20 protein-coding genes are annotated in these 19536 nt (G+C 68.0%); 8 read left to right on the top strand and 12 right to left on the bottom strand.

The features are described from left to right. Positions 1-141 precede the first annotated feature (141 nt). Complete coding sequence (locus ABD866_RS09685; RefSeq protein ID WP_345063911.1) at positions 142-1170, top strand: NAD(P)H-dependent flavin oxidoreductase; 1029 nt, start codon at positions 142-144, stop codon at positions 1168-1170. Here the strand turns inward: ABD866_RS09685 and ABD866_RS09680 are convergent. The 7 genes from ABD866_RS09680 to radA form a co-directional block, all read right to left on the bottom strand. Next, a complete protein-coding gene (locus tag ABD866_RS09680) occupies positions 1167-2366 on the bottom strand; it encodes an O-antigen ligase family protein (RefSeq protein WP_345063909.1) in 1200 nt (399 codons plus the stop codon). The genes ABD866_RS09685 and ABD866_RS09680 overlap by 4 nt on opposite strands. A 65-nt stretch (positions 2367-2431) precedes the next feature. Further along, on the bottom strand, positions 2432-3205 hold the full coding sequence (locus tag ABD866_RS09675) for a glycosyltransferase family 2 protein (RefSeq protein ID WP_345063907.1): 774 nt from the start codon (positions 3203-3205) through the stop codon (positions 2432-2434). A gap of 1 nt (position 3206) precedes the next feature. After that, a complete protein-coding gene (locus tag ABD866_RS09670) occupies positions 3207-4121 on the bottom strand; it encodes a glycosyltransferase (protein ID WP_345063905.1) in 915 nt (304 codons plus the stop codon). Then, entirely contained in the window at positions 4118-4324 is a 207-nt protein-coding gene (locus ABD866_RS09665; protein WP_345063903.1) for a zinc-finger domain-containing protein, read from the bottom strand. The genes ABD866_RS09670 and ABD866_RS09665 overlap by 4 nt, the downstream gene beginning before the upstream one ends. A gap of 5 nt (positions 4325-4329) precedes the next feature. Then, positions 4330-5268: a branched-chain amino acid transaminase gene (locus ABD866_RS09660; protein ID WP_345063901.1), complete on the bottom strand. Its 939-nt coding sequence runs from the start codon at positions 5266-5268 to the stop codon at positions 4330-4332. 40 nt (positions 5269-5308) lie between these two features. Beyond that, positions 5309-5743 (bottom strand): glycerate kinase, encoded by a 435-nt coding sequence (locus ABD866_RS09655; protein WP_345063899.1) that lies wholly within the window; start codon positions 5741-5743, stop codon positions 5309-5311. A gap of 55 nt (positions 5744-5798) precedes the next feature. Further along, positions 5799-7181 carry a DNA repair protein RadA gene (gene radA, locus ABD866_RS09650; protein WP_345063896.1) on the bottom strand — a complete coding sequence of 461 codons (1383 nt, stop codon included), beginning with the start codon at positions 7179-7181 and terminating at the stop codon, positions 5799-5801. Positions 7182-7318: 137 nt separating this feature from the next. On the opposite strand from radA, the gene ABD866_RS09645 reads away from it, so the two are divergent. The 3 genes from ABD866_RS09645 (at position 7319) to ABD866_RS09635 (ending at position 9900) form a co-directional block, all read left to right on the top strand. After that, positions 7319-8158 carry an HpcH/HpaI aldolase family protein gene (locus tag ABD866_RS09645; protein WP_345063893.1) on the top strand — a complete coding sequence of 280 codons (840 nt, stop codon included), beginning with the start codon at positions 7319-7321 and terminating at the stop codon, positions 8156-8158. 76 nt (positions 8159-8234) lie between these two features. Next, complete coding sequence (locus ABD866_RS09640) at positions 8235-9212, top strand: 2-dehydropantoate 2-reductase (RefSeq protein ID WP_345063890.1); 978 nt, start codon at positions 8235-8237, stop codon at positions 9210-9212. A 73-nt stretch (positions 9213-9285) separates the two neighbouring features. Then, the gene (locus tag ABD866_RS09635) at positions 9286-9900 is read left to right on the top strand and encodes a glutathione S-transferase family protein (RefSeq protein ID WP_345063888.1); all 615 of its coding nucleotides are present in this window, start codon (positions 9286-9288) and stop codon (positions 9898-9900) included. Positions 9901-10003: 103 nt separating this feature from the next. On the opposite strand, the gene ABD866_RS09630 is transcribed toward ABD866_RS09635, so the two are convergent. After that, positions 10004-11587, bottom strand: coding sequence for an ABC transporter substrate-binding protein (locus ABD866_RS09630; RefSeq protein WP_345063885.1), 1584 nt, complete (start codon positions 11585-11587; stop codon positions 10004-10006). Positions 11588-11708: 121 nt separating this feature from the next. After that, on the bottom strand, positions 11709-12347 hold the full coding sequence (locus ABD866_RS09625; protein WP_425549571.1) for a LysE/ArgO family amino acid transporter: 639 nt from the start codon (positions 12345-12347) through the stop codon (positions 11709-11711). A 64-nt stretch (positions 12348-12411) separates the two neighbouring features. Here ABD866_RS09625 and ABD866_RS09620 point away from each other — a divergent pair, with 64 nt between their 5' ends. Then, a complete protein-coding gene (locus ABD866_RS09620; RefSeq protein ID WP_345063878.1) occupies positions 12412-13317 on the top strand; it encodes a LysR family transcriptional regulator ArgP in 906 nt (301 codons plus the stop codon). Between the two features lie 230 nt (positions 13318-13547). On the opposite strand, the gene ABD866_RS09615 is transcribed toward ABD866_RS09620, so the two are convergent. Beyond that, positions 13548-14372 (bottom strand): hypothetical protein, encoded by an 825-nt coding sequence (locus tag ABD866_RS09615; protein WP_345063875.1) that lies wholly within the window; start codon positions 14370-14372, stop codon positions 13548-13550. Then, complete coding sequence (gene alr / locus ABD866_RS09610; protein ID WP_345063872.1) at positions 14369-15493, bottom strand: alanine racemase; 1125 nt, start codon at positions 15491-15493, stop codon at positions 14369-14371. Before alr ends, ABD866_RS09615 begins: the two co-directional genes overlap by 4 nt. A gap of 131 nt (positions 15494-15624) precedes the next feature. On the opposite strand from alr, the gene lplT reads away from it, so the two are divergent. From lplT to ABD866_RS09595, 3 genes are all read left to right on the top strand, one after another. Further along, on the top strand, positions 15625-16929 hold the full coding sequence (gene lplT / locus ABD866_RS09605; RefSeq protein WP_345063869.1) for a lysophospholipid transporter LplT: 1305 nt from the start codon (positions 15625-15627) through the stop codon (positions 16927-16929). 44 nt (positions 16930-16973) lie between these two features. Then, positions 16974-17864: a DMT family transporter gene (locus tag ABD866_RS09600; protein WP_345063867.1), complete on the top strand. Its 891-nt coding sequence runs from the start codon at positions 16974-16976 to the stop codon at positions 17862-17864. An 81-nt stretch (positions 17865-17945) separates the two neighbouring features. Beyond that, positions 17946-18431 (top strand): glutathione peroxidase, encoded by a 486-nt coding sequence (locus tag ABD866_RS09595; RefSeq protein ID WP_345063863.1) that lies wholly within the window; start codon positions 17946-17948, stop codon positions 18429-18431. A 19-nt stretch (positions 18432-18450) separates the two neighbouring features. Here ABD866_RS09595 and ABD866_RS09590 read toward each other — a convergent pair whose 3' ends face one another. Beyond that, the gene (locus ABD866_RS09590) at positions 18451-19437 is read right to left on the bottom strand and encodes a sensor domain-containing diguanylate cyclase (protein ID WP_345063860.1); all 987 of its coding nucleotides are present in this window, start codon (positions 19435-19437) and stop codon (positions 18451-18453) included. Between the last annotated feature and the right edge of the window lie 99 nt (positions 19438-19536).

Genomic DNA, 19536 nt, shown 5'->3' with positions numbered 1-19536 from the left:
CTCCCAGCGCCTGCCGCGCGGAGCGCGAGCGCGCTTTTGCGGGCGGCAACAACATCGGAAACTCCGATGATTTCTATTCTTATTATGCGTTGGACACCTTGTGGATGTCTCTCGACAATGCGCCGGATGGACCCCGTACCCATGACCCAGATCAACACCCGTTTCACCCGCCACTTTGGCCTGAGCACCCCCGTGGCGCTTGCACCCATGGCGCTTGCGTCTGGGGGCGCGCTGGCCGCCGCCTGTGCGCGTGCGGGTGCCCTGGGTCTGGTCGGAGGCGGCTACGGCGACGTGGCCTGGACGCAGCGCGAATACAAGGCAGCCTGCCAATCAGCCCTCACCACCGATCGCATTGGCTGCGGCTTCATCACCTGGAAGATGGACGAGGATGCGCGGGCCCTTGATTGGGTCCTGGGCTTGCCATCGGATCAACGGCCCAAGGCGCTGATGCTGTCATTCGGTGATCCTCGCCCCTATGCCCGGCGCATCGCCGATGCCGGAGTGGCGCTGATCTGCCAGATCCAGCGGCTCGAGCAGGCAGCCGCTGCGATTGAGGCCGGGGCATCCGTGTTGGTCGCACAAGGTGCGGAGGCCGGCGGACATGGCATGAACGCCCTGAACGGCCGGTCCACCCTGACCTTCGTGCCGGAACTGGCCGACTGGCTGGCGGACCATGCCCCGGAAACGCTACTGCTCGCCGCCGGCGGTATTGCCGATGGACGCACACTGGCCGCAGCCCTGATGCTGGGAGCCGACGGCGTTCTGGTCGGCACGCGCCTGTGGGCCAGCCAGGAGAGCCTGGCCCCCGTGGGGGCCCAAGACTTGGCCATGACCACGGACGGAGACGGCACAGCCCGCTCGCCCGTATTCGACATCCTGCGCCGCAAACACTGGCCGGCCCCGTACGACTTCCGCGCGCTGCGCAACCCGCTGCACCGCACCTGGGAGGACCGCATCGACGCCCTGCGCGCCGACCCAGAGGCGGCCCGGGCCGACTACGACGAGGGCGTGCGGCAGGGCGACTTCACCCGTGCCCACGCCACCGCAGGCGAAGCGGTAGGCCTGATCCATGACCGCCCGTCTGCGGGCGTGCTGATCGCACGAATGACACAAGAGGCCGTCGCACTGCTGGGCAATGCCCACGGCACGTTCGGCCTTGACGGCCCCTAAACCGGCGCAGTCGTAAGGCGCTGCGGCTTTAATGTGACCACGAGCGCCAGCGCAAAGGCATAAAAGAAGCTTTCGGATGACAGCCACAGACTGCTGTGCGTCATGCTGCCCACCGCCAAGATGGCGAGATACGACCAGAGCAGAGCGCGGCTGGGGGTGGGCCATGTGCGGCCCGCCCGTGCTGCCTGCACGAAGACGGCGAGGAACAACAGCAAGCCCAGCGCGCCATACTGCACACCAAAAAACAGAAACTGGTTGTGTGGATGGAACTGCCCCGCAGCGCACCATTCGGCCGTCGTGGCCACGCGGCAGTACTGACTGTGGTACGCCCCAGTGCCCCATCCCCACACAGGCCGCTCCGCGATCAACTCGACGGAGCGGGTCAAGAAGTACATCCGCTGACCGATGGAGCTCAGCGTGCCCGTCTTGTGGTCATTGAGCTCGCTCACTGCCAACACGGCCCGCTGCTGCAGTTGGGGTGAAGTGGCCACCGAGATCCCGGCCACAACCACCAGCGCCGCCAGCGCTGGCAGCCAGCGGCGTCGAGGCACCACGGCCAGCACAAAGACCAGCAGCGCCACCCCGGTTGCGAGATAGCCGGTGCGCCCCATGGACAACTGGGTGTTGCACACAAAGGCCAAGGCGGCAATGGTCCACCAGGCCCAGCGGCGCCAAGGCACGGTCGCAAGCCACCCCTGGTGCAGCCCGCGCACCATCAACAGGGCCATCACGGCACCCTGCGAGATGTAGTCCTTGAACACCGTATGGTCCACGCCCCAGCCTTGGTTGTGGGTCTTGGACCAGGACGGGTTCCACCAGATGTTCAGGTAGCTGAAACCCAGTGTGATCAGCGCCGCAAGGGTGAACGCGCGCCAGCACTGCGCATGCGTGTCAGGACGCACCAGCAGGGTAGCCGCCATCACAATCCACACCAGCTTGCTGAACTTCAGCAAATGGTGCGTCATCTCCTTGTTCGATGCATCGCTGTACAGGCAGCCGAGCACCACCAGCCCGAACAATCCCAGCAATGGCACGGCCACGGGCAGGTTGCGCACGGCCTCGGCACGCTCTCGCCAACGCCCCGCCAGCAACCAGAACAGCAGCGTGCACGCCAGCGCAATGTTGGCCCCTGCCAGCGTAATCGGCACCATGAAGAACAGCGCCACCAGACACCAGCGTGCCAGGCGATCAAACACGGCAGAGGGGTAGGCAGGCACGGCCAGATTCAAGAGCGCTTCCAGGCAGATCGGGGGATGACGCGTCAGCGCAACGCAGGCCGTTCGAGGGCGTCCTGGTCTACCGCCAGGGCGGCGTAGCGGAAGAACGACTCCAAGGCCACCAGGAAACAGTGCAGGAAGCCCTCGCGCCCGCACAGGAAGCCGCGGTGAAACACATAAAGACGGACAAAACTCGCAAGGGCGCTGCCGATGCCGCGCACCACCCCGCCACGCTTGCCTTGTGTGTGGCGCTTGAGGGCTCCGAGCTGTGCATACTGCGCGAGCTTGAGCAGGCTCTGATGGACTGTCCGCCGCGAGTGGTGCAGCAGCGGACTGGGCAGCGAGCGGTGTTCAAGGCCGGGTGTCTGCAAGGTCGGCCCTTCGTGCACCACACCCTCAAACCCCAGCAGCTGACGGCGCGGAAACAAGCGTGGCAACCCGTCGCCGCGGCGCATGTGCGTGAGCGGCCGACCAAACGCAACCTGCGTCCAGCGCACGTCGTACACGCGATCGACATCGGCCGCCACGGCGGCGCGGATCTCGTCGGCCAGTCCCGGCGTGATCACCTCGTCGGCATCCAGAAAGAACACCCAGTCGCCATTGCAGTGTGCGAGCTGGCGGTTGCGTTGCACGGCAAAACCCTGCCAGTCGGGATAGGCATACACCTCAGCGCCAGCGGCCTGCGCAAGCGCGACGGTGGCGTCGGCACTGCCGGAATCAATGACCACAATCTGGTCGGCGAAGGCGGCGCTGCGCAGGCAGGCCTCGATGTTCTCGGCCTCGTTCAACGTGAGGACGGCGATGCTCAGGCGCGGCATGTCAGGAACTCTGGTGAGCGGAAGGGGGCACAGGCGCAAGGGTGAATTGGTCGCGGGCAGTCCACAGCCCCCACCAGCGTCCGGCACTGCGCGCCATAAGACGCGGATTCAACAACAACACACGGGCCAGCATTTCCAAGGCGCCGCTCCACAACCCCCGCCTCCGCACACGGGCCGCTTCAGAACGGCCGCGGTGCTTGCACTGAAAGCGCACCTTGGAACGGCTGTGGTGGTAACCCCGCAGCCATTCGGCTCGCGCAGGCGAGCGGCCACGCACCGACCCGCGGTTGGCATGCACGGCCGTTGCGGCCGGCTCAATGATGACGGGCGCACGCGCAGCCAGCGCACGCGCGCACAGGTCCTCGTCTTCGTAGTACAGAAAAAAACCGGGGTCGAAACGCCACGCGCGGTCGTCGCAGCGCAACAGCCATGCGGCCGCACAGGCATGACCCACACACAGTGGTCCCTGCGCTGCGGCGGTGCGGCCAGCCCAATGCCAGCGCAGCCAGCCGTAGTTAAGCTCAGGCCGTCCCTGGGCATCGAGCAGCTGCGGCGCAATGATCGCCGCATCAGGCCAAGCGTCGGCAGTGGCTACCAGTTGGGCCACGGCCTCGGGCTCGATGTGGCAATCGGGGTTAAGCAGGAGCGCGTAAGGCGTGCCCACGGTATCCAGCGCACGGTTGTTCGCCACCCCGAAACCCAAATTCACGGGCGAGGCAATCACACGGGCCTGCGGAATGCGGGCCGCCAGCTGGGCCACGGTGTCGTCGTCGCTGGCGTTGTCCACCACAATGGCCTGGGCAAAAGGCGAAAGCGTCCGGGCCATGGCCGGGACGCAGTGGGCGCTGTGGTGGGTGACCGACACCACGGTCACACGCTGCAGCGCGGCTTGGATGGCCTCAGGGGCCAGGCTCAATGGGCGTGCCCCACTTTTTCGCCTTCCTTGAGGCGATAGACCGTACCGCAGTACGGGCACTTGGCCTGCCCCAGACGTGCCACATCCAGGTACACCTTGGGGTGGCTGTTCCAGAGCTTCATGTCGGCCTTGGGGCTGGGGCAAAAGACACCGCCCTGGGCGTTCAGGTCCTTGGCCAGCAGTTCAACAACGGCTTGGGACATGGCAGTCACACCTTCGAGAGCCAGTGGGCGTACTTGGGATTGCGGCCGTTCACGATGTCGAAGAACGCCGTCTGGATCTTCTCGGTGATCGGGCCACGGCTGCCGCTGCCGATCTCGATGCGATCAAGTTCCCGGATCGGCGTGACTTCAGCGGCCGTGCCGGTGAAAAACGCCTCGTCGGCGATATAGACCTCGTCGCGCGTGATGCGCTTCTGAATGATTTCCAGGCCGAGGTCCTTGGCGATGTGGAACACCGTGTTGCGCGTGATGCCGTTGAGCGCTCCGGCCGAGAGGTCGGGCGTGTAGATCACGCCGTTCTTGATGACGAACAGGTTCTCGCCCGCGCCTTCCGACACAAAGCCTGCGGTGTCGAGCAGCAGGGCTTCGTCGTAGCCTTCGTCCGTGGCCTCCATGTTGGCCAGGATCGAGTTGGTGTAGTTGCTCACCGCCTTGGCCTGCGTCATGGTGATGTTGACGTGGTGGCGCGTGTAGCTGCTCGTCTTGACACGGATGCCACGCTTCATGCCCTCTTCACCCAGGTACGCGCCCCAGGCCCAGGCGGCCACCATCAGGTGCACCGTGTTGCCCTTGGGGCTCACGCCCAGTTTTTGCGAGCCGATCCAGGTCAACGGACGCAGGTAGCACGATTCCAGCTTGTTGGCGCGCACGACAGCCTTCTGGGCTTCGTTCACCTCATCTTTGGTGAACGGGATCTTCATGCGCAGGATCTTGGCGCTGTTGAACAGGCGCTCCGTGTGCTCTTCAAGGCGGAAGATGGCCGTGCCATTGACCGTGTTGTAGGCGCGCACGCCCTCGAACGCGCCGCAGCCGTAGTGCAGCGTGTGGGTCAGCACGTGGATCTTGGCGTCGCGCCAGTCGATCAGCTGGCCATCCATCCAGATCTTGCCGTCACGGTCGGCCATCGAGGGAACTACGGGGCTCATGGGGGTCCTTTGTGTGCCAGGAAGTCGCAAAACCCTGATTTTAGGGCGCGGAGGGCGGGCTGGCACCGGCCCCCTCGGCATCGGGCTGCGCCGGGCGCTCCAGCGCCCAGCGCACCAGGCGCCCGCCCTGGAACTCGCAGGTCACATGCGACTGGGTGCCGTCGGTCCACCGGTACACCTCGGGCTGCGTGTCGGCGGGGGTCTGCAGTTCGCCCAGCGAGCGGGTGAGCGCAATGACGTGCATCAGCGTGTCGCCCACGCGCAGCCGGGCATTGAGCATCACGGCGCTGCCCACGTAGCCCTTGGGCCGGTCGGCCGCGCGCTGCAACACCGTCATCAAACGGGTAAAGTGCAGCAGCAGCCACATGACGGCGCCACCCGCCACCAAGGCCACGCCAGCCCAGCCGTACGATTGCCAACCCGCCACCAGGGCCACAGACAGCCCCAGGGGCACCCACCATTTGCGCAAGCTCATGGGGCGCGATTGTCGTATGCCAGGCCACAGGCGGCCATGTGGATAGTGCGGATGCTCAACCCACGCTGCGCACCACCTCCATGGCCTGCTCCACCCGCTCCACGGCATGGATGGTGAGCCCCTCGATGGGCTTCTTGGGCGCGTTGGCCTTGGGCACCACCGCAACCGAAAAGCCCAGCTTGGCCGCCTCCTTCAGGCGCTCCTGCCCGCGCGGCGCAGGCCGCACCTCGCCGGCCAGGCCCACCTCGCCAAACGCGATGAAGCCTTTGGGCAGCGGGCGGCCGCGCAGGCTGGAGGTGATGGCCAGCATCACCGCCAGGTCGGCCGCAGGCTCTGCAATGCGCACGCCACCCACCGCGTTCACAAACACGTCCTGGTCCATGCAGGCCACACCCGCGTGGCGGTGCAGCACGGCCAGCAGCATGGCCAGGCGGTCGCGGTCCAGCCCCACCGAAAGGCGGCGCGGGCTCGGGCCGCCACTGTCGACCAGCGCCTGGATCTCGACCAGCAGCGGGCGCGTGCCTTCCAGCGTCACCATCACGCAACTGCCGGGCACGGGTTCGCTGTGCTGCGACAGAAAGATCGCACTCGGGTTGCTCACGCCCTTGAGGCCGCGCTCGGTCATCGCAAACACGCCGATCTCGTTCACCGCACCAAAGCGGTTTTTGATCGCGCGCACCAGCCGGAACTGGCTGTGCGTGTCGCCTTCAAAGTACAGCACGGTGTCCACCATGTGCTCCAGCACGCGCGGGCCCGCCAGCGCGCCTTCCTTGGTCACATGGCCTACCAGCACCACGGCCACGCCCGTGGCCTTGGCCACGCGCGTCAGGTGGGCCGCACATTCACGCACCTGTGCCACCGAGCCTGGGGCTGAGGTGAGTTGATCGGAATACACCGTCTGGATCGAATCCACCACGGCCACCGCCGGCTGCGTGGCTTCCAGCGTGGCAAGGATCTTTTCGAGCTGGATCTCGGCCAGCACGCTGACCTGGCTGTGGTCCAGCCCCAGGCGGCGTGAGCGCAGCGCGACCTGCGAGCCGCTTTCCTCGCCCGTGACGTACAGCGTGGGCAATCCGGCGCGCTGCAAGGCATCGAGCGCCTGCAGCAAGAGCGTGGATTTGCCGATGCCCGGGTCCCCGCCGATCAGCACCACGCCGCCTTCCACAATGCCGCCCCCCAGCACGCGGTCCAGCTCATCGATGCCGCAGGGCGTGCGGGCCACCTCGGTGGCCTCAATGGCCGACAGCGGCATGACCGCCTGCGCCTGGGCCAGGCCTGCAAACTGCGGCGTGCTGTAGCGGTTGCGGCCGCCGCCTGCAGGCTCGGCCACCGATTCGATCAGGGTGTTCCAGGCACCGCAGGACGGGCATTTGCCCAACCAGCGCGGGCTGGTGCCGCCGCATTCGGTGCAGGTGAAGAGGGTCTTTTCTTTGGCCATGGCAGACCGGCCCGCGCCAGCAGGGCGCGCAGCCGGAGCGCCACTATATCGGGCGATTCCCGGTCACAGCGCCGGGCGCACCGGCGCGCTGCGCCCGGCTTACGATGGCAACTTTGCCCCTGCTCGCCCCAGACGCCATGCCTTCCCACGCCACTCCTCGCAACCTTTTCAAGCAACGGCTCGCTGCGGGCGAGACAGTGCTGGGCCTCTGGCTCGGCCTGGCCCATGCCTACAGCGCCGAGATCCTGACCGGCGCGGGCTTTGACTGGCTGCTGATCGACGGCGAGCACGCGCCCAACGACCTGCACTCCGTGCTCGCGCAACTGCAGGCCATTGGCAGCGCCAGCCACGCGCTGGGACTGGGTGCCCGGGCCCCGCATCCGGTGGTGCGCCTGCCCGTGGGCGATGCGGCGCTCATCAAGCAGACGCTGGACATTGGCGCGCAGACCCTGCTCGTGCCCATGGTGGACACCCCCGAGCAGGCCGCCGCTCTGGTGCGTGCCACGCGCTACGCGCCCGAGGGGGTGCGCGGCATGGGCAGCGCGTTGGCGCGGGCGTCGCAATGGCAGGCCTATGGCGACTATGTGCAAGCCGCCAACCGCGAGGTCTGCCTGCTGGTGCAGGCCGAAACCGTGACGGCGCTCGGGCATCTGGACGCCATTGCCGCCACCCCAGGCGTGGACGGCGTATTCATCGGCCCGGCCGATCTGTCCGCTTCGATGGGCTACCCGGGCCAGCCCCAGCACCCGGCCGTGCTGGCCGCCATCGACGACGCCATCGCGCGCATCCGCCGCGCGGGCAAGGCGGCCGGTATCCTCGCCACCCAGGACGCGCAGGCGCGCCAGTGGCACGCGGCAGGCGCGCAGTTTGTGGCCCTGGGCATCGATACCATGCTGCTGTCACGGGCCGCTGCCGATCTGGTGGCGCGTTGGCGTCCGGACGGCCGCGCGCCGGCTTCCCAGTCGGCCGGCTACTGAACTGGAAGGCGGCCCGTATTCCCAACCCGGTGCGCCCGCTGAGGGCAGCGGGATGCACCTGCCAGAGAGACAAGCGATGAAAGTCTGTATCTACGGAGCCGGCGCCATTGGCGGCTGGATGGGCCTTGCGCTGCAGCGCGCCGGGGCCGACGTGTCTTTTGTGGCCCGGGGGGCAACGCTCACCGCGCTGCAGACCGAAGGTCTGCGCCTGCGCCGGCCTGACGGCAGCGTCGAGCAGGTGCCCGTGCGGGCCGCGCAGACCCCGGCCGAGCTGGGCGTGCAGGACGTGGTCGTGGTGGCCGTCAAGGCCCCGGGCATGGCCGACGTGGCCCGGGGCATCGGCCCGCTGCTGGGGCCACAGACCATGGTGCTCACGGCCATGAACGGCGTGCCCTGGTGGTTCCTGCAGGGCTGCGGCGGTCCGGCAGCGGGCCGTTCGCTCGCCTCGGTGGACCCAGATGGCACCATCGCCCGCGCCATTGCCCCGGCGCATGTGGTGGGTGGCGTGGTGCACACCAGCTGCGCGCTCGAAGCCCCGGGCTTTGTGCGCCAGCACTTTGGCAACCGCCTGATCCTGGGCGAGCCCAGCGGCGAGCGCAGTGCGCGCGTGCAGGCCCTGGCAGCGGAACTGCAGACTGGCGGCATCGATGCCGAGGTGTCTGAGCGCATCCAGCAGGACATCTGGTTCAAGCTCTGGGGGAACCTCACGCTCAACCCCATCAGCGCGCTCACGGGCGCGACCACCGACCGCATCCTGGACGACGTGCTGGTGCGAGATTTTGTGGAACGCGTGATGCTGGAGGCCAAGGCCATCGGCGAGCGCCTGGGCCTCCCGATCGACCAGCAGCCGGCCGACCGCCACGCGGTCACGCGCAAGCTCGGCGCGTTCAAGACCTCGATGCTGCAGGACGTGGAAGCGGGCAAGCCGATGGAGATCGACGCGCTGGTGGGCGCAGTGCACGAGCTGGGCGGGCTGACCGGCGTGCCCACCCCCGACACCGCGGCCCTGCTGGGCCTGGTGCGCCTGATGGCCCGCACGCGGGGCCTGTACTGAACCACCGCCCACCCACCAGACTTGCGGCGCAGACCACCTCTGCGCCTGCGGCTTTTCGCCCCCCGACCTACCCATGACCCCACTGACGCTCTACTACACCCCCGGCACCTGCGCGCTGGCCGTTCGCATCGCACTGGAAGAAGCGGGCGTGCCGTACCAACTGGAACGCGTGGACTTTGCGTCGGGCCAGCAGCGCACGCCGGAATATCTGGCCGTGAATCCCAAGGGCCGCGTACCGGCCCTGATCACACCCCACGGCACGCTGACCGAAACCCCTGCCCTGCTGGCCTATGTGGCGCACAGCGCGCCGCAGTCCCGTCTGACACCAGACGACGCCTATGGCTTCGCGCGGCTGCAGGAATTTCACAGCTATCTGGCATCGACCGTGCACGTGGCCCATGCGCATCGCCCCCGCGCCAGCCGATGGGCTGACGAGCCTGAGGCCCAGGCGGCCATGCAGCGCAAGGTGCCACACAACATGACGGAGTGTTTTCAATTCATCGAACACCACTACCTTGGTGACGGCCCATGGGTGATGGGCGCGCAGTACACAGTGGGCGACGGCTACCTGTTCACGATCGGCACCTGGCTGCACAGCGACGGGGTGGACATCGCGCAATTCCCCAAGGTGGTGGCCCACGCGCAGCGCATGCTGCAACGCCCGGCCGTGCAGCGCGCCCTGGCCTGACGCACCCGCCAAGCCGCCAGAACGCCACAGGCCCCGGGCACTGTGGCACCCGGGGCCTGCATCCATCACCAGAAACAAGGCACCCGCAACGGGTGCCCGGCGATCACTGGACCTTCAGGTAGCGCCAGTCGATGCGGTTGTCGGCGCGGTGCAGGATCTCCACCTTGCGGGAGCCCGCCCACGGAATCACCTGGTTGTACAGCGGGATGTGCGAGATCTGCTGCCGCTCGTTGAGCAGCGCGCGCTCGATCAGCTGGTTGCGCGTTCCGTGGTCGGTTTCCTTCTTGATGCGCTCGATCAGCGCGTCCTGCTGCGGATCGGAAAAACGCCCGAGGTTGAAGTTGCCGTCACCGCCTGCGCCCGGGCTGCGGATCAGCGACTGCAGCGTGTAGAACGCGTCGAACGTGGGAACGCCCCAACCCAGCAGGTAGATGCTGGCCTCATGGCGCTGAATCATCGGGAAGTAGGTGGCAAACGGCAGCAGGCGCAGCTTGGCGCGCACGCCCACCTTGGCCCAGTGCGCGGTGATGGCCTGGCACAACTGCTCGTCGTTGATGTAGCGGCCTGCGCTGCACGCGAAATCGACCTCAAAGCCCTGCGGATAGCCCGCCTCGGCCAGCAACTGCTGGGCGGCCTTGGGGTCGTAGGGCCAACGCGCGTCGGCCTTGGCCGTCCAGCCGTTGACCTGGCGCGCAATCAGCGTGCCCGTGGGCTGGGCCAGGCCGCGCAGCACCACGCGCTGGATGCTCTGGATGTCGATGGCCTGGTACAGCGCCTTGCGCACGCGCTGGTCCTTCAGCGGGTTCTTGCCCTTCACGTCTGAGCCCGGCAGCTCGTCACGGAACTGGTCCAAGCCCAGGAAGATGGTGCGGTACTCGGGCCCTTCGAGCACCTGCAGGCCCGGGGTCTGGCGCACGCGGGCCAAGTCCTGCAGGCTCGGGTCGATCACGAAGTCCACCTCGCCCGACAGCAGCGCCGCGGTGCGCGTGGCGTCGGCCTTGATCGGGGTGTAGACGATCTCGGTCACGTTGGTCGGGAACTTGCCCTTGCCCCACCAGTGCGGGTTGGGCTCCAGCACCACGCGCTGGTCGGGTGTCCACTGTTTGAGCTGGAACGGGCCGGTGCCCAATGCATTGCGGTGGGCGTAGGTTTCGTCCTTGGTCTTGATGTCCTTGGGTTCGAGGGACTTGTGCTTCTCGGCCCAGGCGCGGCTCATGATGCGCAGCTCGGTGAGCTGGTTCACGAGCACGGGATTGGGCACCTCTGAAAAGATGTCCAGCGTGTGGCTGTCCACCTTCTCCACGCGGTCGATGCCCAGCGTGTAGACCGCAAAGTTCGAGCTCTTGGCCTTGGCGCGCTCCAGCGAGAACTTGGCATCGTCGGCGGTGAACTCGCTGCCGTCGCTGAACTTCACGCCCTTGCGCAGCGTCAGGCGCAACTGCGTGGGCGACACGCGCTTCCATTCGGTGGCCAACGAAGGCTCGGGTTTGAAGGTCTGGCTGTTGTACTCGACCAGGGTGTCGTACACCGCGGCATGCATCGTGTTGTTCACGCCCACGTTCTGGGTGTGAATGTCCCAGGAGGACACATCGACGGCGCGCGTCCAGCGGAAGGTCTTGGCCTGCAGGGCAGAAGCCGGCAATGCCAGCGCCAGCGCAGCGGCCAGCATCAGGGGAGGGAATCGCATGGTGTCAAAAAAGCCGCCCCGCGGGCGGCCAAAGGTTGGAACGTGCCCGCATCATCCTGCAGCCACGCTGCAGAAGGAACGAATTTGTCGTTGTATGGATATGCGCCGCGGCCCGCTGCGCTCAGAGCACACCGGCCATCAACGACACCGCGAGCAGCGCCATCGTGAGCGCAATGCCGCCATCGAGCCACTGCCAGGCACGCGGCTGCGCAAACCAGGGCGCCAGGCGCCGTGCGCCCTGCCCCAGCAGCACGAACCAGCACAGGCTGGCCATGGATGCGCCCAGCGCAAACGCCAGCTTGCCCGGCGCAGCGTAGGGGCTGGCCAACGTGCCCAGTAGTACCACGGTGTCGAGGTACACATGCGGGTTGAGCCAGGTGAGCGCCAGCGTGGTACCCACCACCTGGCCCCAGGGCGCGCCAGTGCCGCTGGCCGTGGCCGTGAGCGCCTGCGGGCGCAGCGCCCGGCGCAGCGCCAGGCTGGCGTACCACAGCAAGAAGGCCGCCCCCAGCCAGCGGGCCGCCTGCGCCAGTGCAGGCACCGCGCTGGTGAGCGCGCCCAGGCCCCAGACCCCCACCTGGATGAGCAGCGCATCCGACAACGCGCACAGCGCAACCACGGTGCCCACATGCTCGCCGCGCAGGCCCTGGCGCAGCACAAAGGCGTTCTGGGCGCCGATGGCGACGATCAGCGCGACGGCGGCGGTAAAGCCGTGGGCGGCCGCGGCGGCCAGCAGGTCTGACGGATTCATGCCGCGCATGCTAGGGGGCGGCGCCTCGTTACGCCAGCTATACTTTTTTGCGATCCGTTAGCCATTTTCACGCATGCTCGACTCATCCCAGCTGGCAGCTTTTGCCGCCGTGGTTCGCGAAGGCAGCTTCGAGAAAGCCGCCGCCACGCTGCATGTCACGCGCTCGGCGGTGTCGCAGCGCGTGAAGCTGCTCGAAGAACGCCTGGGCCAGGTGCTGGTACAGCGCAGCAGCCCCTGCCAGGCCACGGCAGCGGGCCAGGCGCTGCTGCGCCACGCCCGGCAGGTGGCCCTGAGCGAGGCCGACACCCTGCGCACGCTGGGCGCGGCCCCGGAGGCGGGCGGCGCCCACGGCGCCCACCTGGCCGTGGGCGTGAACGCCGATTCGCTGGTCACCTGGTTCATTGCCGCGCTGGCGGCCGCGCAGCAGGCGCTGCCCGGCACCACGTTTGATGTGCTGGTGGAAGACCAGGACCATTCGTCCGACCTGCTGCGCGAGGGCCGCGTCATCGGCACCGTGACGGCCGAGCCCCGCGCCGTGCAGGGCTGCGAGGTGCACGCTTTAGGCACCATGCGCTACCGCGCCGTGGCCAGTCCGGGCTTCATGGCACAGCACTTTCCGGGCGGCGCGGTGGATGCGGCCCACCTGGCGCGCGCACCCATGCTGGTGTTCAACCGCAAGGACGGCTTGCAGCACGTGTTCTTGCGCCGCATCACCCGCCGCGCGCTGCAGCCACCCGTGCACTGGCTGCCCTCGCCCGAAGGCTTTGTGCGGGCCGCGCAGGCGGGCATGGGCTGGGGCATGGTGCCCGACGGGCTGCTGCACGGCGGCCCCGCAGCGCATGGCCTGGCCGAATTGCGGCCCGGCGCGCCGGTGGATGTGCCGCTGTTCTGGCAATGCTGGCGGCTGCACGCGCCAACGCTGCAGGGGCTGACCGAGGCCATCCGCCAGGCCGCGGCGCAGGCGCTGCAGGCAGCCTGAAGGGGCGGCACACCCAGGGCGGGCAGCCGCCAGGCGGCGTATTGAAGGCCCGCGCGCTGCCGCACCAGCCCCCCTCCTGCACATGCCGCCATCCCATCCAGCGCAAGAAGCCCTGCAGGCCACCCGATAGCCTGCAGGCCCGGTTTTCAAGCCTTTTTGGTCGCTAAACCAGCAAAGCAGAGCACGAGCAGCTATTAAATTAATAGCAAACTCGCCCGACAGGCCGATCGCTACAGGCCCTGCAGATGCCGCAGCGCGCCCAGCAGCGAACCCGTGCCGGGCAGGTAGTGGTCGATGGCTGCGCCCAGGGCCACGGCGCACAGCAGCGCGCCGAGCATGGGCTTCCAGGTCAGGCGCACCGCGGCCTGCAGCCAGCCCGCGCGCTCCACCCCCATGGCCGCACGCGCGGCGGTGAAGGAAAACGCCAGCTCCACCGCCACGGCCAAGAGCGCGTCGGTGCCGAAAAACAGCCAGGCCAGCGAACCCGCGCCCATGACCAGCAGGGTGCCGATCACGAAGATGGCGATCACCGGCACCACGACCACCGCGCCTTCGTCGCTGTCGCCCAGCGCGCTGGCGGCCGATCCGGCGGCATCGGCCAGCAGGCTGCCGCCCTCGCTGGCCACATCGGCCGCGGCGTCGCGGCCCAGGTCGCCCAGATCGACCGCGCCGCGCCCAGGCACAGGGGCCGAGCCAGGCTCACAGCCCCGGCCGGATGACCAGCTCAGGTCGGGCAGGTCGCCGTCCCAGCCGCTGTCGCGTCGGCCGTCGTCCGGGCGCACCAGACGTTCGGCCCACCAGCGCAGCACCAGCAGGTAGGCGCCGTAGCCCAGCGCCAGCGTGAGCGCGTAGCGCCAGGCCAGCGCCTCCACCCCCAGCACGCGCAGCAGCGCGGCCGATGCGGCCATCACCGCCATGACGAATGCGCCGATCAGCAGGCCGTGCAGGCGCAGCGCATGGCGCTGGCGCAGCTGGTCGGCCAGCGAGACAGTGCTGGGCAGGCGCATACCACGCCAGCCCGAGCGCCGCTTCGATGCGGGGGTTGGGCGGCTCATGCCGCGGGAGCGTCCGGTTCGACCACCACGGGCACGCGCTGCGCCAGCGCGCACATCAGCTCGTAGCCAATGGTGCCGGCCGCCTGTGCCACGTCGTCGATGGGCAGCACGGCGCCGCTGCGGCTTGCGCCCCAGAGCGTGACTTCGCTGCCCACCCCGGCGGGCACACCTGCGGCGTCCAGCGGGGCCAGGTCCACGGCCAGCATGTCCATGCTCACGCGGCCCACGGTGCGCGTGCGCACGCCGTTCACCAGCACCGGCGTGCCGGTGCCGCAGTGGCGCGGGTAGCCGTCGGCATAGCCGCAGGCCGCAATGCCGATGCGCATGGGCTGCTCGGCCGTGAAGCGCGAGCCGTAGCCCACGGTGTCACCGGGCTGGAGCTGTTGCGTGCCGATCAGGCGCGTGGCCAGCGTCATGGTGGGCTGCAGGTGCCAGTGGCCGACGTCGTGCTCGGGGTGGTCGGGCGCACTGCCGTACAGCACGATGCCTGCGCGCACCCAGTCGGCCCGCACCTCGGGGGCCTGGGCATGGCGCAGCACGGCGGCGCTGTTGCTCAGGCTGCGCTCGCCGGGCAGGTCTTGCACGGCCGTGGCAAAGGCCTGCACCTGGTGGGCAATGCCGCGCGGGCCGTCGGCGTCGCTGAAGTGCGTCATGTGCGAAATCTCGTCCACCTGCGGCAGCGCATTCAGCCGCGCCCAGGCGCTGCGGTAGCGCTGCGGCGCAAAGCCCAGGCGGTTCATGCCCGAGTTCAGCTTGAGGAACACGCGGTGCGGCACCTGCGTCTTGTGCGCGGCCAGCATGTCGATCTGCTCGTCGCAGTGCACCGCATGCCACAGCGACAGGCGCGAGCACAGCTCCAGGTCGCGCGGCTCGAACACGCCTTCAAGCAGCAGGATGGGCCCGCGCCAGCCCAGGTGGCGCACGCGCTCGGCCTCGGCCAGGTCGAGCAGCGCAAAGCCGTCGGCACCGCGCAGCGCTTCAAACACACGCTCGATGCCGTGCCCGTAGGCATTGGCCTTGACGACGGCCCAGACGCGGGCATCGGGCGTGGCGTGGCGCACGCGGGCTAGGTTGTGGCGCAGGGCGGTGGTGTGGATGGTGGCGTGGATCGGGCGGGGCATGGAAAGTACCGGGTCGAATGGCGGGATTCTGGCACCGACGCCGCTGGACCCCGTGATATAACCGCCTGTCGTTTTCGCCCGGTCCCTATCTTTCACACGGCATCAGCGCCGCTGATGTCCACAGCCTTTCGATGAAGCGCGGTTTCTACACCATCATGTCGGCGCAGTTTTTCAGCTCGCTGGCCGACAATGCCCTCTTCGTCGCGGCCGTGGAACTGCTGCGCACCGGCGGAGCCCCCGAATGGCAACGCGCGGCCCTGGTGCCGATGTTCGCGTTGTTCTATGTGATCTTGGCGCCCTTCGTGGGCGCTTTTGCCGACAGCCTGCCCAAAGGCAAGGTCATGTTCGTCAGCAATGCGATCAAGGTGGTCGGCTGCCTGATGATGCTCTTCGGCACGCACCCGCTGGTGGCCTATGCGGTGGTGGGTTTGGGCGCAGCGGCCTACTCGCCCGCCAAGTACGGCATCCTCACTGAACTGCTGCCCGCTTCGCAGCTCGTCAAGGCCAACGGCTGGATTGAGGGCCTGACCATCGCGTCGATCATTCTGGGCGTGCTGCTGGGCGGCCAGCTCGTGGGCCCTGCGCTCGCAGGCTCGCTGCTGTCGATCGACCTGCCCATGATCACCACCGGCATTGACACCGCACCCGAAGCCGCCATCGCGTCGTTGATTGCGGTGTACGCGATCGCCGCCTGGTTCAACACCCGCATCCCGCACACCGGCGTGGAGATGCGTCCCATGCGCAGCGACCCGTCGCGCAGCGCGCTGGCCAATGCGCTGGCGTTGATCCCCGACTTCTGGGGCTGCAACAAGCGCCTGTGGAACGACAAGCTCGGCCAGATCTCGCTATCGACCACGACGCTGTTCTGGGGCGTATCAGGCAACCTGCGCTACATCGTGCTGGCCTGGAGCGCCGCTGCCCTGGGCTATAGCACCACGCAGGCTTCGGCCCTGGTAGGCGTGGTGGCCATCGGCACGGCCGTGGGCGCGGTGGTGGCGTCCATGCGCATGCGCCTGGACATGGCCACGCGCGTGATCCCGCTGGGCATCGCCATGGGGCTGCTTGTGATCCTCATGAACGTCATCTCCAATGTCTGGGTGGCGGTCCCCTTCCTGATCCTGCTGGGTGGCCTGGGCGGCTTCCTGGTCGTGCCCATGAACGCGCTGCTCCAGCACCGCGGCCACAACCTGATGGGCGCGGGCCGCTCGATTGCCGTGCAAAACTTCAACGAGCAAGCCTGCATTCTGGGCCTGGGCGCGTTCTACGCGCTGTCCACCATGTTCGGACTCTCGGCCTTCGGTGCCATCACGGCCTTTGGCATCGTGGTGGCTGGCACCATGTGGCTGATCCAGCGCTGGCACCAGCACAACACGGTGCACCACAGCGAACAGCTGGAGCACCTGCTGCAGATCGCGCGGCACGATACCCACCACTGAACGGCGTTCGGCCCAGCGCCGGACCGCACTGCACCCAGCCCTGTGTGACCCACCACCTGCTGCCGGTTGTCGCCTTGGTCTTCAACGCCTTCGTATGGGGGCTGTCGTGGTGGCCGTTTCGCCAGTTGCATGGCTCCGGGGTCCACCCGCTCTGGGGCACGGCCTTGCTCTACGTGGTGGCCCTGGGGGTGCTGCTGCTGGCGCGGCGCACAGCATGGACCGCGGCCCGTGCGTACCCTGCACTGTGGTGGCTGGCCCTGAGCGCGGGCCTGACCAATCTGTGCTTCAACTGGGCGGTGACGGTGGGCGACGTGGTGCGCGTGGTGCTGCTGTTCTACCTGATGCCGGCCTGGTCGGTGCTGCTGGCCTGGCGGCTGCTGGGCGAACGCCCGACCGCGCCTGCACTGCTGCGCCTGGCCCTGGCGTTTGCCGGAGTGGTGCTGGTGGTGGTGCCCGCCGACGCTCAGTGGACGCGCCTTCTGCAGGGCCTGTCGCTGGCCGACGCCCTGGCGTTGGTGGGCGGCCTGGGCTTCGCGTTCACCAACGTCACGCTGCGGCGGCTGCAGGCGGTGCCCGGCGATGCGCGCATGCTGGCGATGTTCGGCGGCTGCATGGTCCTGCCGGGTATGGCGGCACTGCTCGGCACAGCCTGGGGTACGTTGCCTGGCTTGCCCGAGCCCGCCTGGGGCTGGGTGCTGGTTGCACTGGGCCTGGCGGCCGCGTTCATTGTTGGTAACCAAGCGCTGCAGTACGGCGCCGCGCGGCTGCCGGCTGGCACCACGGCGCTGGTCATGCTGTCGGAAGTGGTGTTCGCAAGCGCCTCGGCCGTGGCACTGGGCGCCGCCGCTCCGGATCTGCGCACCGCACTGGGCGGTGCGTGCATTGTGGGCGCTGCGCTGCTGGCAGTTGCCCCGATACGGCGCACACCCGCCTGAGCCTGGACCGCAGACTCAAGACCCCACGCGCCACGCGCCGTCTGCCGCGCCCTACGATGGGCTTTTGTCTGCACTGCTGCCATGACCACCGCTTACGACTTTGACGCCGTGATGATCGACGGCACCCCGGTATCCCTGCGCCAGTTTGAAGGCCAGGTGCTGCTGATTGTGAACACCGCCAGCGCCTGCGGCTTCACGCCGCAGTTTGCGGGCCTGGAAGAACTGCACCAGCGCTACGGCAGCCAAGGCCTGGTGGTGCTGGGCTTTCCCTGCAACCAGTTCGGCAGCCAGGACCCGGGCAGTGACACCGAAATCGCCGGTTTTTGCCAGCGCAACTACGGCGTAAGTTTCCCGATGATGTCCAAGATCGCCGTCAACGGCCCCGAGGCCACGCCGCTGTACCGCTGGCTCACCGAGCAGGCCCCTGGCATCCTGGGCAGCAAGGCCATCAAATGGAACTTCACGAAGTTTCTGGTGGGCCGAGACGGCCAAGTGCGCAAGCGATACGCCCCGCAGGATGCACCGGCCAAGCTGTCCAAGGACATCGAGGCGGCACTCGCGGCCTGACTGCGGGCCGGCAGCGGTATCAACGCCCCCGGCTGCGCTCGCGCTTGTGGGCCAGCATTGTCTTGTCCGCGTCTGCCCAGGCCTGGGCCAGTCCGTGGGGGGGGTGTCGCAGCGCCAACCCAACCGAGGCCTCGACCCCGGCCGACTGAAGGGCCGTGAGCAGCCTCTCATGCAACTGGTGCGCACCCGGGGCATCGCATTCGACGGCCACGAGACCGAACTCATCGCCCCCGAGCCGGGCCAGCACATCAAAGTCCCGTGTGACGGATTGCAGGGCTGATGCGGCCGCCACGATGAGCGCATCGCCTGCCGCATGCCCCTGGCGGTCGTTGACCGCCTTCAGCCGATCCAGATCGATCACGAATACAGCCGCCGCGTGACCGTAGCGGCGGCAACGGTCTTCCTCACGGTCCAGCAGCTGGTCCCAGGCCCGCCGATTGAGCAGTCCGGTGAGCGCATCGGTCATTGCCTCCAGGTGCAGACGCTCGCTTCGGCGCATTTCCTGGGCAAGGCGAAGCTCATGGTGCAACAAGGTGCTGAGCAACGCCGCCAGCAGCTCAATCAGGGCCTGTTCCTGCCGGATGGCATCGGGCTGCACGTCCGGATCAATCGCGCAGAGCGTGCCAAACAATGTGCCATCGGGGTAAGTGAGCGGCACACCGATGTAGGCCCGGATGGGCAGATCCTGGCGTATGGGCATTGCCGCGTAGGCGGGCACAAAATCAGAGTCCGGGGCCACGCGGGGGCCGTCCCCCCGTACCATGCGCGAACAAAACGAATCGGCCCATCGGAACACACTGCCTGGCTGAACGCCGTAGGCTTGATCCTCGGTCTGCAGCACGATCCAGTCGTCACCCTGCGTGCGTGTGAGCATCCAGAGCCCAAAGCCCAGCCGCTCGCGCAGAAAGGCCAGCACCGCCCGGCCCGCCGACACAAAGTCGCGGAGCCCGGACAGGTCGCCCAGTGCATCGACCACCGACGCGGACGGAGTAGAGGACAGGGACAAAAACCTTCCTTGCAAGAAACCGGCACCTCATGGCCTGGGAACAGGCCGCGCCTACTGCGAGAAAGCCGAACGAACTGGCAGTGCCCGCGAAGCGTCAGG

Source organism: Acidovorax lacteus, from assembly GCF_039540375.1.
Taxonomy (GTDB): Bacteria; Pseudomonadota; Gammaproteobacteria; order Burkholderiales; family Burkholderiaceae_C; genus Acidovorax_G; species Acidovorax_G lacteus.
Note: the sequence above shows the minus strand (reverse complement) of the source record. Positions and strands in the feature narration are given on the sequence as shown.

What these genes read in the sequence shown, in the direction of transcription:
- ABD866_RS09685 (WP_345063911.1), top strand. Translation starts at nt 142, where the DNA reads ATGACCCAGATCAACACCCGTTTCACCCGCCACTTTGGCCTGAGCACC.
- ABD866_RS09675 (WP_345063907.1), bottom strand. Translation starts at nt 3,205, where the DNA reads ATGCCGCGCCTGAGCATCGCCGTCCTCACGTTGAACGAGGCCGAGAAC.
- ABD866_RS09665 (WP_345063903.1), bottom strand. Translation starts at nt 4,324, where the DNA reads ATGTCCCAAGCCGTTGTTGAACTGCTGGCCAAGGACCTGAACGCCCAG.
- ABD866_RS09660 (WP_345063901.1), bottom strand. Translation starts at nt 5,268, where the DNA reads ATGAGCCCCGTAGTTCCCTCGATGGCCGACCGTGACGGCAAGATCTGG.
- ABD866_RS09655 (WP_345063899.1), bottom strand. Translation starts at nt 5,743, where the DNA reads ATGAGCTTGCGCAAATGGTGGGTGCCCCTGGGGCTGTCTGTGGCCCTG.
- radA (WP_345063896.1), bottom strand. Translation starts at nt 7,181, where the DNA reads ATGGCCAAAGAAAAGACCCTCTTCACCTGCACCGAATGCGGCGGCACC.
- ABD866_RS09645 (WP_345063893.1), top strand. Translation starts at nt 7,319, where the DNA reads ATGCCTTCCCACGCCACTCCTCGCAACCTTTTCAAGCAACGGCTCGCT.
- ABD866_RS09640 (WP_345063890.1), top strand. Translation starts at nt 8,235, where the DNA reads ATGAAAGTCTGTATCTACGGAGCCGGCGCCATTGGCGGCTGGATGGGC.
- ABD866_RS09635 (WP_345063888.1), top strand. Translation starts at nt 9,286, where the DNA reads ATGACCCCACTGACGCTCTACTACACCCCCGGCACCTGCGCGCTGGCC.
- ABD866_RS09630 (WP_345063885.1), bottom strand. Translation starts at nt 11,587, where the DNA reads ATGCGATTCCCTCCCCTGATGCTGGCCGCTGCGCTGGCGCTGGCATTG.
- ABD866_RS09625 (WP_425549571.1), bottom strand. Translation starts at nt 12,347, where the DNA reads ATGCGCGGCATGAATCCGTCAGACCTGCTGGCCGCCGCGGCCGCCCAC.
- ABD866_RS09620 (WP_345063878.1), top strand. Translation starts at nt 12,412, where the DNA reads ATGCTCGACTCATCCCAGCTGGCAGCTTTTGCCGCCGTGGTTCGCGAA.
- ABD866_RS09615 (WP_345063875.1), bottom strand. Translation starts at nt 14,372, where the DNA reads ATGAGCCGCCCAACCCCCGCATCGAAGCGGCGCTCGGGCTGGCGTGGT.
- alr (WP_345063872.1), bottom strand. Translation starts at nt 15,493, where the DNA reads ATGCCCCGCCCGATCCACGCCACCATCCACACCACCGCCCTGCGCCAC.
- lplT (WP_345063869.1), top strand. Translation starts at nt 15,625, where the DNA reads ATGAAGCGCGGTTTCTACACCATCATGTCGGCGCAGTTTTTCAGCTCG.
- ABD866_RS09595 (WP_345063863.1), top strand. Translation starts at nt 17,946, where the DNA reads ATGACCACCGCTTACGACTTTGACGCCGTGATGATCGACGGCACCCCG.